The organism is Xanthomonas arboricola pv. guizotiae (assembly GCF_002940205.1).
GTDB lineage: Bacteria > Pseudomonadota > Gammaproteobacteria > Xanthomonadales > Xanthomonadaceae > Xanthomonas > Xanthomonas arboricola_C.
Genome location: NZ_MDSK01000018.1, coordinates 40816 through 56573, shown reverse-complemented (window position 1 = coordinate 56573; position 15758 = coordinate 40816). Strand labels below are relative to the sequence as shown.

The window sequence follows — 15758 nt, the reverse complement described above, 5'->3', positions numbered from 1 at the left end:
GCGGCGCCGGTGCGCCGCGACTTCAGCGTCGATTCCCGGTTTCCGATGTCTGCTTGCCGGCCGTGTCGAACAGACCGAAGACCGCAATCCCGATGGCGCCGCCCACGATCGCCGAGTCGGCGATGTTGAACGACGGCCAGGTATGGGTGCCGATGTACCACTGGATGAAATCGACCACGTGGCCGTGCATCAGGCGGTCGATCACGTTGCCGATCGCCCCGCCGATCACCAGCGCATACGGCAGCGCGCTGCGCCACTGCCCGCGCGCGGTGCGCGACAGCCAGAACGCCAGCAGGCCGCTGATGCCCACCGCCAGCGCGGTGAAGAACCACAGCTGCCAGCCGCCGGCATCGCTCAGGAAGCTGAAGGCCGCGCCGGTGTTGTAGGTGCGGTACCAGTTCCAGAAGCCGTCGATCACCGGCACCGGAGTGTATTCGGGCAGGCTGGACAGCACCCAGGCCTTGCTCCACTGGTCCAGCCCGACCACGAGTGCCGACAGCAGCAGCCAGATCAGGGCGGAGGGTTTGGGTCTTGCGGTCATGGAATCACCTTAGCTGTTGCTACTCCCGGGTTCGGAAGAAGCTGCCCGACGGGCAAATCGGTCAGCAGCGCCGGACGCGCCATCGCGGCCCTCATCCGGCGCTGCGCGCCACCTTCTCCCGCTTGCGGGAGAAGGGGTAATGCAGCGGACTCCCGCTTGCGGGAGAAGGGGTAATGCAGCGGACTCCCGCTTGCGGGAGAAGCAATCAAGACATCAGAACCAGCGACGCTGCTCGCCGGGGCCTTCGATATTGCTGACGCAGCGGCTGCACAGTTCCGGGTGACGCGGATCGCTGCCCACGCTGGCCTGGTGGTGCCAGCAACGCACGCACTTGGCCTTGCTGGTCGGCTGCGCGCTGACGAAGATGTCGTCGGTGCTGGCCGCGGTCACGGTCACGTCGCCACTGATGAACAGGAAGCGCAGCTCCCCGGCCAGCGGCTGCCAGCGCGCGGCAGTCTGCGCATCGGCGGCCACGGTGATTTCCGCTTCCAGCGCCGCGCCGATCGCCCCGTTGGCACGCATCGGCTCCAGCACCTTGGCCACCTGCTCGCGCAAGGCCAGCAACCTGTCGACATCGGCACTGCTCAACGCGGCATCGGCCGGCAACGGCGCCAGGCCGTCGTACCAGGTGGCGAACAACACGTTGTCGACCCGCTTGCCCGGCAGGTAGCCCCACAGCTCCTCGGCGGTGAAGCTCAGCACCGGCGCGATCCAGCGCACGAACGCCTCGGCCACGTGATACATCGCGCTCTGCGCCGAACGGCGGCCGCGCGCCTCCTCGGCCATCGTGTACAGGCGGTCCTTGGTCACGTCCAGATACAGCGAGCCCAGGTCGACACTGCAGAAATTCAGCAGCGCCTGCACGATTTCGGCAAAGTCGTAGCGCGCATACGCGGCAGCGATCTTTTCCTGCAGCTCGTGCGCGCGGTGCACGATCCAGCGGTCCAGCAGCACCATGTCGTCCAGCGCCACCAGGTGCTGCAGCGGGTCGAAGCCATGCAGGTTGCCGAGCAGGAAGCGCGCGGTATTGCGCAGGCGGCGATACGCATCGGCATTGCGCTTGAGGATCTCCTGCGACAGCGACATCTCGTTGCTGTAATCGGCCGAGGCGATCCACAGGCGCAGGATGTCCGCGCCCAGCGTCTTCATGATGTCCTGCGGCTCGATGCCGTTGCCCAGCGACTTGGACATCTTGCGGCCGTGCTCGTCCACGGTGAAGCCGTGGGTCAGGCACTGCTTGTACGGCGCCGCCCCGTCCATCGCCACGCCGGTCAGCAGCGAGGACTGGAACCAGCCACGGTGCTGGTCGGAGCCTTCCAGGTACAGGTCGGCCGGCTTGGGCAGGCCGCGGTCCACCAGCACCGCCTCGTGGGTCACGCCGGAGTCGAACCACACATCCAGGATGTCGGTGATCTTGTCGTAATCGGCCGCTTCATCGCCCAGCAGTTCGGCCGCGTCCAGCGTGTACCACACGTCCACGCCGCCCAGTTCCACGCGGTCGGCCACCTGGCGCAGCAACCCGGTGCTGCGCGGGTGCGGCTCACCGGTTTCGCGATGCACGAACAAGGCGATCGGCACGCCCCAGGTGCGTTGACGCGAGATGGTCCAGTCCGGACGACCGTCGACCATGCCGGCGATACGCGCCTGGCCCCAGGACGGATACCAGTGCACGTTGTCGATGGCCTTGAGCGCATCGGCGCGCAGGTTGGCCTGCTCCATCGAGATGAACCACTGCGGCGTGGCACGGAACGCGATCGGCGTCTTGTGCCGCCAGCAATGCGGATAGCTGTGCTCCATCTTGCTGGCCGCCAGCAACACGCCGGTATCGCGCAGCGCCTCGATGATGATGTCGTTGGCCTTCCAGATATGCAGCCCGGCCAACACGGTGTCGCCCAGCGGCGGAGTGGACGGCAGGTACACGCCGCGTCCGTCGACCGGGTTGATCTGCGCGGCGCCGTAACGCTCCAGCAGGCCGTACTGCCTGGAGACCTGGTAGTCCTCCTGTCCATGGCCCGGTGCCGTATGCACCGCGCCGGTACCGTCCTCGGCCGACACGTGGTCGCCCAGCAGCAGCGGAATCTCGCGCCCGGCATAGAACGGGTGGTTCAGCAGCATCTGCTCCAGCGCGGCGCCCTTGGCGTGGCCATGCACCACGACTTGGTCCACGCCGTAACGGGCCAGCGCCCTGGCAGCGAGCGCTTCGGCAACCACCAGCCAGCGCGGCTGGCCGCGATCGGCCGGGCCTTCGACCAGCACATAGTCCAGTTCCGCGCCCAGGCTCACCGCCAGCGAGGCCGGCAGCGTCCACGGCGTGGTGGTCCAGATCGGCACCGCCACGCCCACGCCCGCCGGCAGGCTGGCGCCGAATGCGGCAGCGACAGCTGCCGGATCACGCGCTGGATAGGCGATATCCACCGTCGGCGACACCTTGTCGGCGTATTCGATCTCGGCCTCGGCCAACGCCGAACCGCAGTCGAAGCACCAGTGCACCGGCTTGACGCCGCGGGTCAGGTGACCATTGTCGACCACCTTGGCCAACGCACGGATCTCGTTGGCTTCGAAGCGGAAATCCAGCGTCCTGTACGGGTTGTCCCAATCGCCGATCACGCCCAGGCGCTTGAAATCGCGGCGCTGCAGATCGATCTGCTCGGTGGCGTATTCGCGGCATTTCTGGCGGAATTCGGCCGCATCGAGCTTGACCCCGACCTTGCCGTATTTCTTTTCGATTGCGATCTCGATCGGCAGGCCGTGGCAATCCCAGCCCGGGATGTAGGGCGCATCGAAGCCAGCCAGGTACTTCGACTTGACGATGATGTCCTTGAGGATCTTGTTGACCGCATGGCCCAGATGGATCTGGCCATTGGCATACGGCGGGCCGTCGTGCAGCACGAATAGCGGGCGCCCCGCCGCATTGGCGCGCAATTGCGCGTACAGCCCCTCGCGCTCCCAGCGGTCCAGCATCGCCGGCTCGCGCTTGGGCAGGTCGCCGCGCATCGGGAATTCCGTCGCGGGCAGATGGAGAGTGGCTTTGTAGTCTTGGGTCACAGGTCTCTACCGTTGCGCTGGATTACTTGAGAAGTCCGCACATGGATGTGCGGGCTCTTGCGAGGGACTCGCAGTATCTTCGGGTTCTTGCGAGGGACTCGCATGTGTTACAGAAACTGCGTGCCTGTCCAACACCGCACGCGCCTGCTCGGCATCGCGATGCATCTGCACCGTCAGCGCCTCCAGGCCATCGAACTTCTCTTCGTCGCGCAGCTTGGCGACGAATTCGACCTCGATATGCCGGCCATACAGGTCGCCCTGGAAATCGAACAGATGCGCTTCCAGCAGCGGCTCCACACCGGCCACGGTCGGGCGCGTGCCAAAGCTCGAGACCGACGGCCACGGCCGCTCGGCCACGCCATGCACCCAGGTCGCGTAAATGCCCGACAGCGCCGGCGTGCGCGGGAAACGCAGATTGGCGGTGGGATAGCCGAGGGTGCGGCCAAGCTGCTTGCCGCGCACCACCCGCCCGCCGATGGCATACGGATGCCCAAGCAATTGCCCGGCGTGCGCGAACTCGCCCGCGCCCAGCAGCTCGCGGATGCGCGTGGCCGAGATGCGCTCGCCGTGCAGATGCACCGGCGCGATTTCGCCCGCTGCAAAGCCATATTGGGCACCAAGCGAGCGCAGCAGACCGATATCACCGCCACGTCGATGGCCGAAACGGAACTCCGGGCCGATCCAGACCTCCTTGGCGCACAGCCGGCCGACCAGGGCCAGGCGTACGAAGTCTTCGGCACTCATCGCCGACAGGCGACCATCGAAACGGATCATGCCCACGCTGTCGGCACCGAAGCCGTGCAGCCCTTCGATCTTGGCGCGGGCCAGGGTCAACCGCGGCGGCGGCGCGGCCGGGGCGAAAAACTCGCGCGGCAACGGCTCGAAGCTCACCGCCACCGCCGGCACGCCCAGCGCGCGCGCGCGCGCGACCGCGTGCTGCACCAATGCCCGATGCCCCAGGTGCAGGCCATCGAAGGCGCCGATGCAGACCACGCTTCCGTGCGGGAACAGCGTCCCGCCCTCGACGTCTCTAAACAGCCTGCTCATTCCTCGATCCAAACAGATGCCGGCCTGCCGGCCGACCCTCGTTGATGCATAACCCGCAAGTATAGCCGGGCCTGTCAAGCCGCATGGCCCGAACCGACTAGGCAGGTGCGTTATCGGCAAGATGCCAACACATCCGGGCAGACTCCGCCCGGTCATGCGGCGACCCGTGCACCGATCGCTGGCTGCAATCGCCAGCGCGGGCCGCACCCTGCAGAGCCCGGGCAGGCGCGGCCCTTCTCGATGCAGGCGCCGGCAGCGCCAGAGCGAGGGTCACCGCAGCACTCGAAATCCGGGCTCAGCCCTCGCGCAGATGCCGCGGCCGCAATCCCAGCGCCACTTGCGCCACCAGGTAGGTCGCCCCACCGCTGCCGACCAGCACCGCCAGCCAGCCGATGCGATCCCACTTATCCATCACGGTGAACGATGGCAGCCACCACAGCAGGCTCAACAGCACCGCCACCATCGCCGCGCATGCCAGCAGCAGGCGCAGCACATAGCCAGCCCAACCCGGCCGGCGCTGGTACACGCCGGACTTGCCCAGCCAGTACCACAGCAAAGCCAGGTTGAGATAACTGGACAGCGCGCTGGCAATGCCCAGCGCCAGATGCAGGCCCGGCTGCTTGCCCAGCGCCTGCATCACGCCCTGCGCCTTGAGCTCGGGCGGCACCATGATCTGGTAGACCACCGCCAGCAACGCGAAGTTGAACACCATGTTGGCGATCAATGCCGCCACACCGGCACGCACCGGGGTGCGGGTGTCCTGGCGGGCGTAGAAGGCCGGCAACAACACCTTGAGCATGGCGTACGCCGGCAGGCCGAAGCTCAGGCCGTAGACCGACATCGCGGTCATGCGCGTATCGAAGGCGGTGAACTGGCGGTACTGGAACAAGGTCGCCACCAGCGGCTCGGCCAGCAGCAGCAGGCCGAGCATCGCCGGCATCGCGATCAGCAGCGTGGTGCGGAATCCCCAGTCCAGCGCGCCGGAGAACGCGCTGCGGTCGGTCTTGACGTGATGGCGCGCCAGCGCCGGCAGGATCACCGTGCCCAGCGCCACCCCGAACACGCCCAGCGGTAGTTCCAGGAACCGGTCGGCCAGCGACAGCCACGACTGCGAGCCGTCGGCCAGCCGTGCGGCGATCACCGTGTCCAGCATCAGGTTGATCTGCGCGATCGACGAACCGAACAGGGTCGGAATCATCAGGGTCAGCACCTTGCGCACGTCCGGGTGCGTCCAGCCCCAGCGCGGCAGCGTCAGCAGGTCGATGCCCTTCAGGGCCGGCAGCTGAAACAGCAATTGCAGCGCCCCGGCAACCAGCACCGCCCAGCCCAGCGCCAGGATCGGCACGTCCAGCCGCGGCGCCAGCCACAGCGCGCCAGCAATCATGCACAGGTTGAGGATCACCGGCGTCAGCGCCGGAATGGCGAAGCGCTGGAAGCTGTTGAGCGCGCCGCCGGCGAGCGCGGTCAACGAGACGAACAGCAGAAACGGAAAGGTCAGCCGCAACAGATCGACCAACAATCCGTATTTTTCCGGATCGGTGGCCGCGCCATCGGAAAACACCGCGGCCAGCTGCGGGGTGAAGATCAACCCGAGTGCGGTGATCAGCAGCAACATTCCACCCAAGGTGCCGGACACGCGCGCCATCAACTCACGCAAATCGGCATGCGGGCGGGTTTCCTTGACCTCGGTGAACACCGGCACGAAGGCGGTGGCGAACGAGCCCTCGGCGAACAGCCGACGCAGGAAATTGGGGATCCGGAACGCCACCCAGAACGCGTCGGTGACCGCATTGGCGCCGAAGGTGGTGGAAATCGCCTGGTCGCGGATCAGGCCCAACACCCGCGAGATCATGGTCATGCTGCTGAATGAGAGCAGGCCTCTCAACATGCCGGGCTTGCTCACGCTGCATCCCTCTTGACAACTGACTTGACGTACATATCTGGGTCCATCATACTTTCGCGCTTGCTTTTTCCACCATACCGATTTTTCAGGAACCCACCACCGTGGCCAATATCAAGTCCGCCAAGAAGCGCGCCAAGCAGACCATTGTGCGCAATGAGCGCAACACCGGTCAGCGTTCGATGCTGCGCACCGCCGTCAAGAAGGTGATCAAGGCCCTTGACGCCAACGATGCTGCAGGCGCCGAAGCCGCTTTCGCCGTTGCCCAGCCCATTCTCGACCGTTTCAGCGCCCGTGGCCTGATTCACAAGAACAAGGCTGCGCGTCACAAGAGCCGCCTGACCGCTCGCATCAAGGCCATCAAGGCCGCGTAAGCGAGCCCGTGTCGGCATCACCGCAGGCCTGGCTTGCGGTGGCATAGAAAAACCCGGCCTTGGCCGGGTTTTTTGTGTGCCTGCACATGCGCTCAGCCGGCATTGCGCGCCTCGAGCTCGTCCTCGCGCTGCCGGTCGAAGAACGCCATGACGTCCTTCATGATCGGGAAGGTGCCATCGCGGCCCAGCGCCGAGACCAGATACCACGGCGCAGTCCAGCCGAGTTCGGCCACGATCGTCTCGGCCGCAGCACGCGCCTCGTCCTCGAACATCAGGTCGGCCTTGTTGAGCACCAGCCAGCGCGGCTTCTTCAGCAACTCGGGATCGTGGCGCTCCAGCTCGCGCTCGATGGTGCGCACCTGGTCCACCGGCGACGCTTCCACCCCACCATCCATCGGCGAAATGTCCACCAGGTGCAGCAGCAGACGGGTGCGCTGCAGATGGCGCAGGAACTGCGTGCCCAGCCCGGCACCGTCGGCCGCGCCCTCGATCAGGCCCGGCACGTCGGCGATGACGAAGCTGCGATACGCCTCGACACTGACCACGCCCAGATTCGGGTACAGGGTGGTGAACGGGTAATCGGCCACCTTGGGAGTTGCCGAGGACACCGCGCGGATCAGGGTGCTCTTGCCCGCATTGGGAAAGCCCAGCAGGCCGACGTCGGCCAGCAGCTTCAGCTCCAGCTTGAGCAGGCGCTCCTCCCCCTCTTCACCGGTGGTGGACTGGCGCGGCGCACGGTTGACCGAACTCTTGAAATGCATGTTGCCAAGGCCGCCCTTGCCGCCCTTGGCCACCAGCAGGCGATCGCCATGCCGGGTCAGGTCGCCGATGACTTCATCGGTCTGCACGTTCATCACCACGGTACCGACCGGCACCACGATGATGCGGTCTTCGCCGCCCTTGCCGTAGGCCTGGCGGCCCATGCCGTTCTCGCCGCGCTGCGCCTTGAAGGTGCGCTCATGGCGGAAATCGACCAGCGTATTGACGTTCTCGTCGGCAACGATCCAGACGCTGCCGCCGTTACCGCCATCGCCGCCATCGGGCCCACCAAGCGGGATGAACTTCTCGCGGCGAAAGCCGACACAGCCATTGCCGCCATTGCCGGCACTGACCAGGATTTCTGCTTCGTCGACTAATTTCATGGGATTCGGGATTCGTGATTTGGGATTGGTGACAACGCGGCAACGCAACCTTGGCGAGCCCGTCAGCAGGGAAGGATGGGAACGCCAGGATGCCGAGGGATCCGCTCTTGCGAATCCCCAATCCCGAATCCCGACTCCCGGCCGTCAAACGAAAAACCCCGCAAAAGCGGGGCTTTCCGTCTCGTCCGTCAGGCAGCGATGCCTGACGGACTGGCCTGCATGGAGCGGGCGATTACGCCTCGGCAACCACGCTGACGGTACGACGCTTCTTCGCACCCTTGACCGAGAACTCCACCTTGCCGTCGACCAGCGCGAACAGGGTGTGGTCACGGCCGAGGCCGACGCCGGCGCCCGGATGGAACTGGGTGCCGCGCTGACGCACGATGATGTTGCCGGCGTCGATGGCCTGGCCACCGAAGATCTTCACGCCGAGGTACTTCGGGTTCGAATCGCGACCGTTGCGCGAGGAACCTACGCCCTTTTTATGTGCCATGACTGGTTCTCCTTACTTCTTGTCGCCACCGGCGATGCCGGTGATCTCGATTTCGGTGTAGTGCTGACGGTGTCCCTGACGCTTCATGTGGTGCTTGCGGCGACGGAACTTGATGATGCGCACCTTGTCGGCGCGGCCATGAGCCACGACCTTGGCCGTGACCGAGGCGCCCTTCAGCGCATCGCCCAGCTTGATGCCATCGCTATCGCCCAACATCAGGACGGTGTCGAAGGTGATCTCGTTGCCAGCTTCGACTTCGAGCTTTTCCACGCGGAGCGTTTCGCCCTGCGCGACGCGGTATTGCTTACCGCCGGTTACCAGAACTGCGTACATGACCAGGTTTTCCTCTGTAGTTATTATGGTCGCCTGACTTGCCCATGGGGCAGACAGGAGCGGAATTGTACTGGCCTAGCCGGTTTCTGGTCAAGTCGCAAGCAGTCCCGCCGAAACCCGCCGGCAGCGGGCTGGCAGAACGCATCATCCGGTCGCTACAGGCGCCCGGTCAGACTGGCATTTGGGGCAATTGCCCTCACCTAGGTCGGCGGGTAGGCTGATCGACTGCCACTCATTCCTGCTGAGCACGCTCGCATCACTGCCGGTTCGCCGGCCCGACATCGGATCCCCCATGGCGATGGATTTCATCCGCATCCGCGGCGCGCGGACGCACAACCTCAAGAACATCGACCTCGACCTGCCCCGCGACAAACTGATCGTGATCACCGGCCTGTCCGGCTCGGGCAAGTCGTCGCTGGCGTTCGACACCATCTATGCAGAAGGCCAGCGCCGCTACGTCGAGTCGCTGTCGGCGTATGCGCGCCAGTTCCTCAGCGTGATGGAAAAGCCGGACCTGGACCATATCGAAGGCTTGTCGCCGGCGATTTCGATCGAACAGAAATCGACCTCCCACAACCCGCGCTCCACGGTCGGCACGATCACCGAGATCTACGACTACCTGCGCCTGCTCTACGCACGCGTGGGCCAGCCGCGCTGCCCGGACCATGGCTTCCCGCTGGAGGCGCAGACCGTCAGCCAGATGGTCGACCACATGCTCACGCAGGACCAGGAGCAGCGCTACATGCTGCTGGCCCCGGTGATCCGCGAGCGCAAGGGCGAGCATGCACAGGTGTTCGAACAACTGCGCGCGCAGGGCTTCGTGCGCGTGCGCGTGGACGGCGAGCTGTATGAGATCGACGCGGTGCCGCCGCTGGCGCTGCGCCAGAAACACACCATCGAGGCGGTGATCGACCGCTTCCGTCCGCGCGAAGACATCAAGCAACGGCTGGCGGAAAGTTTCGAGACTGCGCTCAAGCTCGGCGAAGGCATGGTCGCGGTGCAATCACTGGACGACCCGGCCGCAGCGCCGCACCTGTTCTCGTCCAAGTACAGCTGCCCGGTCTGCGATTACTCGCTGCCGGAGCTGGAGCCGCGGCTGTTTTCGTTCAACGCACCGGTGGGCGCCTGCCCGAGTTGCGATGGCCTGGGCGTGGCCGAGTTCTTCGACCCGGATCGCGTGGTCGTGCATCCCGAGCTGTCGCTATCGGCCGGCGCGGTGCGCGGCTGGGATCGACGCAATGCCTATTATTTCCAGCTGATCGCCTCGCTGGCCAAGCACTACAAGTTCGACGTGGACGCGGTGTGGAACACGCTGCCAGCCAAGGTGCGCCAGGCGGTGCTGTTCGGCAGCGGCGATGAGGTGATCAGCTTCACCTACTTTACCGATGCCGGCGGGCGCACCACCCGCAAGCACCGTTTCGAGGGCATCCTGCCGAACCTGGAACGCCGCTACCGCGAAACCGAATCGCCGGCGGTGCGCGAGGAGCTGACCAAGTACGTCAGCCAGCAGCCCTGCCCGGCCTGCAACGGCACGCGCCTGAATCGTGCGGCGCGCAATGTGTTCGTCGCCGATCGCCCGCTGCCTGAGCTGGTGGTGCTGCCGGTCAACGAAGCGCTGAGCTTTTTCCGTGGCCTGTCGCTGCCGGGTTGGCGCGGCGAGATTGCGGCCAAGATCGTCAAGGAGATCGGCGAGCGGCTGGGCTTCCTGGTCGACGTGGGCCTGGATTACCTGACCCTGGAGCGCAAGGCCGACACCTTGTCCGGTGGCGAGGCGCAGCGCATTCGTCTGGCCAGCCAGATCGGCGCCGGCCTGGTCGGTGTGATGTATGTGCTGGACGAGCCGTCGATCGGCCTGCATCAGCGCGACAACGAACGCCTGCTCGGCACGCTGACGCGGCTGCGCGACCTGGGCAACACCGTCATCGTCGTCGAGCATGACGAAGACGCGATCCGCCTGGCCGATTACGTGCTGGACATCGGCCCCGGCGCCGGCGTGCACGGTGGCGAAATCTGCGCGCAAGGCACGCTGCAGGACATCCTGGATGCGCCCGGCTCGCTGACCGGCCAGTACCTGTCGGGCAAGCGCCGCATCGAGATTCCCAAGCAGCGCCACAAGCCCAACCCGAAGATGATGCTGCATCTGCGCGGGGCGACCGGCAACAACCTGAAGAATGTCGACCTGGATATTCCGGCCGGCCTGCTGACCTGCATCACCGGTGTGTCCGGCTCGGGCAAGTCGACGCTGATCAACGATACCTTGTTCACGCTGGCGGCCAACGAGATCAATGGCGCCTCGCACACGGTGGCGCCGCATCGCGAAGTGGAGAATCTCGACCTGTTCGACAAGGTGGTGGACATCGACCAGTCGCCGATCGGACGCACGCCGCGCTCCAATCCGGCCACCTACACCGGCATGTTCACGCCGTTGCGCGAGCTGTTCGCGCAGGTGCCGGAAGCGCGCGCGCGCGGTTATTCGCCGGGCCGTTTCAGCTTCAACGTGCGCGGCGGCCGCTGCGAGGCCTGCCAGGGCGATGGCATGATCAAGGTGGAGATGCACTTCCTGCCCGACGTCTACGTGCCCTGCGATGTCTGCCACGGCAAGCGCTACAACCGCGAGACGCTGGAGATCCGCTACAAGGGCTTCAACATCAGCGACGTGCTGCAGATGACCGTGGAAGACGCACTGCGCCTGTTCGAGCCGGTGCCATCGATCGCGCGCAAGCTGGAAACGCTGGTCGACGTGGGTCTGAGCTACATCAAGCTGGGCCAGAGCGCGACCACCTTGTCCGGCGGCGAGGCGCAGCGCGTCAAATTGTCCAAGGAGCTGTCGCGCCGCGATACCGGACGCACCCTGTACATCCTGGACGAGCCGACCACCGGCCTGCACTTCCACGACATCGAAGCGCTGCTCGGCGTGCTGCACAAGCTGCGCGACGAGGGCAACACGGTGGTGGTGATCGAACACAATCTGGACGTGATCAAGACCGCCGACTGGATCGTGGATCTGGGCCCGGAAGGCGGCCATCGCGGCGGCGGCATCCTGGTCTCCGGCACGCCGGAAGATGTGGCTGCGCACAAGGCGTCCTACACCGGGCAGTTCCTGGCCAAGATGCTGCCGTCGGTGAAGGCGCGCGAGACCCGGCCGGCGGCGATGGCCAACAAGCCGGATGCGCGCCCGCCACGCAAGGTCAAACCGCAGAAGGTCGCCAAGTCCGCCACCAAGAAAACCGCAAAGAAGAAGGCAAGCTGATGAGCGAACAGCACAAGGTGTTGGCACGCATCCCGATCAGCGTGCGCTGGCGCGACATGGACAACATGGGCCATGTCAACAACGCCAAGTACATTTCGTATCTGGAGGAAGCGCGCGTGCGCTGGATGCTGGGCGTTGAAGGCGTGGCGATGACTGACCGCATCGCGCCGGTGGTCGCGGCCACCAACGTCAACTACAAGCAGCCGTTGATCTGGCCCAACGACATCACCGTCGAGTTGTTCGTCGAACGCCTGGGCACCAGCAGTGTGACCATCGGCCACCGCATCTTCGACCAGAAGGACGACAGCAAGCTGTACTCGGACGGCAACGTCGTGGTGGTGTGGATCGATACGCAGACCGGCAAGAGCGCATCGCTGCCGGACGCGGTACGCGCCGCCAGCAGCTGAGATTTGCCAGTTGCGCGCTGGATCTCCAGCGCGATAAGACGACGGCGGCTCTTCCGGGAGCCGCCGTTTTTGTCTGCAGCGATCCTGTCGTGCCGCTACGCGATACCACCGACAGGCCGCGTGATCGAGACCGACACAGTGAAGTGGCAGCCTGCTCGCCACCACGCGTTGCGTTTGGTCGGCAACATCGCGCAGTGGGCTCTGCAAGAACTGCAACCTGCAAGGCTGCAGCCTCCGCTCAGCCACGCACTGCGCGCGTTTACGAACCGGGTGCGCGCTTGCGTGCCTGCAGCGTGGTCTTGATCTCGCGGCCATCCTGCAAGGTAAAGGTCACCGGCACCTGCGCGCCTTCCTGCAGCGGCGCACGCGCTTCCATCAGCATCAGATGCAGGCCGCCCGGCGCAAGCGGCACCGACTTGCCGGCCGGCAACGCCAGCTCCGGCACCGCGCGCATGCGGCTGACACCGTTGGTTTGCGTGGTCTCATGGATGGACACATCGGCAAACGCACCGCTCTTGGCCGCGGTGACCTTCAACGGCTGCGCACAGCCATTGTGGAACTGCCCGAAGCCCGCTGCCATGCCCATGCCCATGCCACCGGGTGGCGGGATGCGGATCCAGCCGTCCTTGAACTCGGGCAGGCACTGCGCGCCAACCCCTGCACTTGCCAACATCACCCATGCACCGAGCAGCACGCGTCCGCACATGCGCTGCCTGCTTCGACTGCCGTCTATCATGACCCGACCTCCAGGAGCCCCGAATGAGCATCCAGATCTTAGACCATGGCCGTCTTCGCGAAATCCGTCTGGCGCGCGCGCCGGTCAATGCGCTGGACAGCGCGCTGTGCCACGCCTTGCGCGTTGCGGTGCAGCAGGCCGGCGAGGAGACCGACGGCATCGTGCTGTCGGGCAGCGAGCGGATCTTTTCCGGTGGCATGGACGTGCCGCAGCTGCTGGCGCATGGCACCGACCGCGCCGCATTGCTGGCCAGCTGGACAGCCTTCTTCGAGGCCGCGCAGGCGCTGGCCAACAGCCGCGTGCCAGTGGTCGCGGCCATCGGCGGGCATGCGCCGGCCGGCGGCTGCGTGCTGGCACTGTGCTGCGACTACCGGGTGATGGCGCGCAGCGCCGATACCGCCAAACCGTATGCGATCGGCCTGAACGAGGTGCAGGTGGGCCTGGCGGCGCCGGAAGGCATCCAGCGCCTGCTGCGCCGCGTGGTCGGGGCGCACCGCGCCGAGCGCCTGCTGATCTCCGGGCAGCTGCTGCCGGCCGAGCAGGCGGTCACGATCGGCCTGGTCGACGAACTGGTCGATGGCGAGTTGGTCACCGCCCGCGCGGTGGCCTGGCTGCAGGACCTGCAGCAGCTGCCGCGCCAGCCGATGCTGACCACGCGCGCGATTGCGCGCGCCGATCTGCGCGCGGCGCTGGCGCCCGAGCTGATCCAGCTGGAGCGCTTCATCGACGGCTGGTACGCGCCGGATGCGCAGGCCGCCCTACACGGCCTGGTGGCGCGGCTGCAGAAGGCCTGACGCCGCTCCCGCACGGCGCGCAGGGGGCGGCCCGCTATAATCGCGGTCCGTCGCACGCCCAGGCCAGCCCCTTGTCCGCCACTGCCGAACCCGTCGTCTCCGAACTGATCAGCCTGCTGTCGCTGGAGCGCCTGGAAGACAACCTGTTCCGCGGCCAGAGCCGCGATATCGGCACCAAGTACGTGTTCGGCGGACAGGTGCTGGGCCAGGCGCTGGCCGCCGCGCAGGCCACCGTGGACAACGGCCGCCAGGCGCACTCCCTGCATGCCTATTTCCTGCGCGCCGGCAACATCGACCACCCGATCGTCTACGACGTCGACCGCACCCGCGATGGCGGCAGTTTTTCGGTGCGCCGGGTCACCGCGATCCAGCATGGCAAGGTGATCTTCTTCTGCGCGGCCTCGTTCCAGCAGCGCGAAGACGGCGCCGAACACCAGTCCGCGATGCCGGCGGTGCCGCCGCCCGAAGACATCGAACCCACCCCGCCGCTGGCGGCGGAGGTGCTGGAAAAACTGCCTGCCAAGGTGCAGCGCTGGCTGTCGCGTGGCGGCCCGTTCGAGTTTCGCCATGTGTTTCCGCGCGACGAACTCAAGCCGCCCAAGCGCCCGCCGTTCCAGCAGATGTGGCTGCGCCTGAGCGACCCGGTCGGCGACGACGTCGGCCTGCACCAGGCCTTGCTGGCCTATGCCTCGGATTTCCAGCTGCTGGGCACCTCCACCTTTCCGCACGGCATCAGCTACTACACGCCGAACGTGCAGATGGCCTCGCTCGATCACGCGCTGTGGTTCCACCGCCCGTTCCGCACCGACGACTGGCTGCTGTATTCGCTCGACAGCCCCACCGCACAGGGCTCGCGGGGCCTGGCGCGCGGGCAGTTCTTCACCCGCGATGGCGTGCTGGTCGCCAGCACCACCCAGGAAGGCCTGATCCGCGTGGTGCCCGAGGGCAGCGCGATCGCGGTGCCGGCAAACGACTCGCCATGTTGATGTCTGCACCGCGTTCGCCGCGCGCAGGCATGCTGATGGCCGCCGGCACTTTCCGGCCTGGATCGACCTCCTTGCGGCTCCTTTCTTTCAGCTCGAGCAAGCGCCTTCGCAGCGCGCCCTGCTCGGCAATCGCGGGCACTCCTTAAACATGCGCAAGATCTTCAGCAGTCAACGTATCGAAACCGCCGAAGGCGTGGCCGATCTCCTGCGCAACGCCGGTATCGACGTGCGCATGAGCAACGGCCGCTCCTACGAGAGCAAGCGCAGCGGCCAGTTCAGCTATCTCGAACAGGGCAACGCCCAGGCCTACCCCACGGTGTGGATCGTGCACGCCGACGACCAGCCGCGTGCCCGCGACCTGCTGCGCGACGCACGCCTGCTCGACACCACCCGCCGCGACCTGCCGAATGTGGAATACACCTTCCGCGACGGCGAAAACGGCTCGAGCACCAATGCGCGCAGCTGGGCCTGGCGCATCCGGCTGGTGCTGCTGCTGGTGATCGGCGCGGTCGCCATGTTCGTAGTGCTGCGCCATCGCGATGCCCCGGATGCGGTCACCCCGGCTGCGCAGCCGGCAGCGCAGCCAGCGCCCGCCGCAGAGGACGACGAAGTGCGTGTACGGATCCAGCCGGCGCGCTGAGCGCAGCCACCCGGCGCTGCTCCAGGCGCCACCGCCACCGCGTCGGTCACATCTGCCGCTCGCCTGCGTC

Annotated in this window: 14 protein-coding genes; 6 read left to right on the top strand and 8 right to left on the bottom strand. The window is 66.2% G+C overall.

The window, feature by feature from the left end; translation table 11 throughout:
- Positions 1–22 precede the first annotated feature (22 nt).
- The 4 genes from lspA to murJ all read right to left on the bottom strand — a co-directional run bounded on the left by lspA (position 23) and on the right by murJ (position 6521).
- Positions 23–541, bottom strand: a complete 519-nt coding sequence (lspA, locus tag XarbCFBP7408_RS12425) for a signal peptidase II (RefSeq protein WP_104563213.1) — start codon at positions 539–541, stop codon at positions 23–25.
- 213 nt (positions 542–754) lie between these two features.
- Positions 755–3586, bottom strand: coding sequence for an isoleucine--tRNA ligase (gene ileS, locus XarbCFBP7408_RS12420; protein ID WP_104563212.1), 2832 nt, complete (start codon positions 3584–3586; stop codon positions 755–757).
- 6 nt (positions 3587–3592) lie between these two features.
- On the bottom strand, positions 3593–4633 hold the full coding sequence (locus XarbCFBP7408_RS12415) for a bifunctional riboflavin kinase/FAD synthetase (RefSeq protein WP_104563211.1): 1041 nt from the start codon (positions 4631–4633) through the stop codon (positions 3593–3595).
- A gap of 295 nt (positions 4634–4928) precedes the next feature.
- A complete protein-coding gene (gene murJ / locus XarbCFBP7408_RS12410) occupies positions 4929–6521 on the bottom strand; it encodes a murein biosynthesis integral membrane protein MurJ (protein ID WP_104563210.1) in 1593 nt (530 codons plus the stop codon).
- Positions 6522–6637: 116 nt separating this feature from the next.
- On the opposite strand from murJ, the gene rpsT reads away from it, so the two are divergent.
- Positions 6638–6907 (top strand): 30S ribosomal protein S20, encoded by a 270-nt coding sequence (gene rpsT / locus XarbCFBP7408_RS12405; protein WP_003484323.1) that lies wholly within the window; start codon positions 6638–6640, stop codon positions 6905–6907.
- A 92-nt stretch (positions 6908–6999) separates the two neighbouring features.
- Here the strand turns inward: rpsT and obgE are convergent, their stop codons facing one another.
- The 3 genes from obgE to rplU all read right to left on the bottom strand — a co-directional run bounded on the left by obgE (position 7000) and on the right by rplU (position 8875).
- On the bottom strand, positions 7000–8049 hold the full coding sequence (gene obgE, locus XarbCFBP7408_RS12400; protein WP_104563209.1) for a GTPase ObgE: 1050 nt from the start codon (positions 8047–8049) through the stop codon (positions 7000–7002).
- 232 nt (positions 8050–8281) lie between these two features.
- Positions 8282–8542 carry a 50S ribosomal protein L27 gene (gene rpmA / locus XarbCFBP7408_RS12395; protein ID WP_010365804.1) on the bottom strand — a complete coding sequence of 87 codons (261 nt, stop codon included), beginning with the start codon at positions 8540–8542 and terminating at the stop codon, positions 8282–8284.
- A gap of 12 nt (positions 8543–8554) precedes the next feature.
- Positions 8555–8875 (bottom strand): 50S ribosomal protein L21, encoded by a 321-nt coding sequence (gene rplU, locus XarbCFBP7408_RS12390; protein ID WP_104563208.1) that lies wholly within the window; start codon positions 8873–8875, stop codon positions 8555–8557.
- A gap of 292 nt (positions 8876–9167) precedes the next feature.
- Here rplU and uvrA point away from each other — a divergent pair, with 292 nt between their 5' ends.
- Together uvrA and XarbCFBP7408_RS12380 are read left to right on the top strand one after the other, a co-directional pair.
- Positions 9168–12125 carry an excinuclease ABC subunit UvrA gene (uvrA, locus tag XarbCFBP7408_RS12385; RefSeq protein ID WP_104563207.1) on the top strand — a complete coding sequence of 986 codons (2958 nt, stop codon included), beginning with the start codon at positions 9168–9170 and terminating at the stop codon, positions 12123–12125.
- A complete protein-coding gene (locus tag XarbCFBP7408_RS12380; protein WP_104563206.1) occupies positions 12125–12532 on the top strand; it encodes an acyl-CoA thioesterase in 408 nt (135 codons plus the stop codon). Before uvrA ends, XarbCFBP7408_RS12380 begins: the two co-directional genes overlap by 1 nt.
- A gap of 259 nt (positions 12533–12791) precedes the next feature.
- Here XarbCFBP7408_RS12380 and XarbCFBP7408_RS12375 read toward each other — a convergent pair whose 3' ends face one another.
- Positions 12792–13238 carry a copper chaperone PCu(A)C gene (locus XarbCFBP7408_RS12375; protein WP_104563205.1) on the bottom strand — a complete coding sequence of 149 codons (447 nt, stop codon included), beginning with the start codon at positions 13236–13238 and terminating at the stop codon, positions 12792–12794.
- A 53-nt stretch (positions 13239–13291) separates the two neighbouring features.
- Here XarbCFBP7408_RS12375 and XarbCFBP7408_RS12370 point away from each other — a divergent pair, with 53 nt between their 5' ends.
- The 3 genes from XarbCFBP7408_RS12370 (at position 13292) to XarbCFBP7408_RS12360 (ending at position 15688) form a co-directional block, all read left to right on the top strand.
- A complete protein-coding gene (locus XarbCFBP7408_RS12370; protein WP_104563204.1) occupies positions 13292–14062 on the top strand; it encodes an enoyl-CoA hydratase/isomerase family protein in 771 nt (256 codons plus the stop codon).
- A 71-nt stretch (positions 14063–14133) separates the two neighbouring features.
- The gene (gene tesB, locus XarbCFBP7408_RS12365; protein WP_104563203.1) at positions 14134–15048 is read left to right on the top strand and encodes an acyl-CoA thioesterase II; all 915 of its coding nucleotides are present in this window, start codon (positions 14134–14136) and stop codon (positions 15046–15048) included.
- Between the two features lie 148 nt (positions 15049–15196).
- Positions 15197–15688, top strand: coding sequence for a pathogenicity-like protein (locus tag XarbCFBP7408_RS12360; protein WP_104563202.1), 492 nt, complete (start codon positions 15197–15199; stop codon positions 15686–15688).
- Positions 15689–15758: the final 70 nt, after the last annotated feature.